At 70.1% G+C, this 1,556-nt stretch carries 1 protein-coding gene; it reads right to left on the reverse strand.

All coding sequences use genetic code 11. The annotated features are described in order from the left end of the window. Positions 1-17: 17 nt before the first annotated feature. Positions 18-1,340 (reverse strand): O-acetylhomoserine aminocarboxypropyltransferase/cysteine synthase family protein, encoded by a 1,323-nt coding sequence (locus B8460_RS09895; RefSeq protein WP_048861432.1) that lies wholly within the window; start codon positions 1,338-1,340, stop codon positions 18-20. Positions 1,341-1,556 lie beyond the last annotated feature (216 nt).

Genomic DNA, 1,556 nt, shown 5'->3' on the forward strand with positions numbered 1-1,556 from the left:
GACGGCGCGGCCGGTTGCTACTCGGCCGCCGCGCGGTGCGCGCCGCCGCCCGCCGCCGCCAGTGCGTGGTCGAGATCGCCGAGGATGTCGTCGATGTGCTCCAGCCCGATCGACAGCCGCACATAGCCGGGCGAGACGCCGGTCGCGGCCTGATCCTCGGCCGAGAGCTGCGAGTGCGTGGTGCTCGCCGGATGGATCGCGAGGCTGCGCGCGTCGCCGATATTGGCCACGTGGTAGAACATCTGCAGCGCGTCGATGAAGGCGCGTCCCGCCGCCGCGCCGCCGGCCAGCTCGAATCCGACCAGCCCGCCCTGGCCGCGCGGCAGGTACTTGGCCGCCCGCTCCGCCGCGACGCCCGTGTGGTGCGCCGGATAGATCACCCGTGTCACCGCCGGATGCCGCGCCAGATGGTCGGCGACGGCGCGCGCGTTCTCGCTGTGCGCGCGCATGCGCAGCGGCAGCGTCTCGATGCCCTGGATGATCTGGTGCGCGTTGAACGGCGCCAGCGCCGCGCCGAGATCACGCAGCAGGACGACGCGCGCGCGCAGGATATAGGCGACCGGCCCCAGCGGCTTCGCCGCCTCCGCCCAAACCGCGCCGTGATAGGACGGGTCCGGCGTGTTGAGCAGCGGCTGGCGCGCCGGGTTGGCCTGCCAGTCGAAATTGCCGCCGTCGATCAGCAGCCCGGCGATCGTCGTGCCGTGACCGCCCAGATACTTGGTCGCCGAATACACGACCACCGCCGCGCCGTGATCGAACGGGCGCACCAGCAGCGGCGCCGCCGTGTTGTCCATGATCAGGGGAATGCCGAGCGGCCGGCCGATCGCCGCCACCTCGGCGATCGGGAACGGCACCAGCTTCGGGTTCGGCAGCGTCTCCGCGTAATAGGCGCGGGTGCGCTCGTCGGTCGCGCGGGCAAACGCCTGCGGGTCGGTCGGATCGACGAACCGCACCTCGATGCCGAGATCCTTCAGCGTGTTCGCGAACAGGTTCCAGGTGCCGCCGTACAGGTCGGTCGAGCTGACGACGTTGTCGCCCGCGCGCGCGAGGTTCTGGATCGCGAAGGCGCTCGCCGCCTGCCCCGACGCGAGCGAGATGGCGCCGACGCCGCCCTCCAGCGCCGCGATGCGCTGCTCCAGCACGTCGTTCGTCGGGTTCATGATGCGGGTGTAGATGTTGCCCAGCTCGCGCAGGGCGAACAGGTTGGCCGCATGCTCGGTGCTGTCGAACTGGTACGACGTCGTCTGATAGATCGGCACCGCCACCGAATTGGTCGTCGGATCCTTCCGCCAGCCCGCGTGCAGCGCGAGTGTCTCCGGATGCCTGCTGTTCACCGCCATGTGTCCCTCCGCTGTGCCCCCGCGTTCCGGCGGGCCTCGTTGCCGCCTTTCTAGCACGCCGGCGGGGCGCACGCTCGCCGATCGCGGTTTCACGATCAAGATGCGTGATAGGATATTTTCACGTATCGGCTGCGTGATTATGCGGGTCCAATCCCGCCCCTCCCCCGCGCGTTGCCGTCTGCAGCAACACGGAGGAAACCCATGACCCAACCCACG

This window comes from Acidisphaera rubrifaciens HS-AP3, assembly GCF_000964365.1.
GTDB lineage: Bacteria > Pseudomonadota > Alphaproteobacteria > Acetobacterales > Acetobacteraceae > Acidisphaera > Acidisphaera rubrifaciens.

Bases quoted from the DNA above. Each gene is read 5' to 3' on its own strand.
- B8460_RS09895 (WP_048861432.1), bottom strand. From the start codon at position 1,340: ATGGCGGTGAACAGCAGGCATCCGGAGACACTCGCGCTGCACGCGGGC.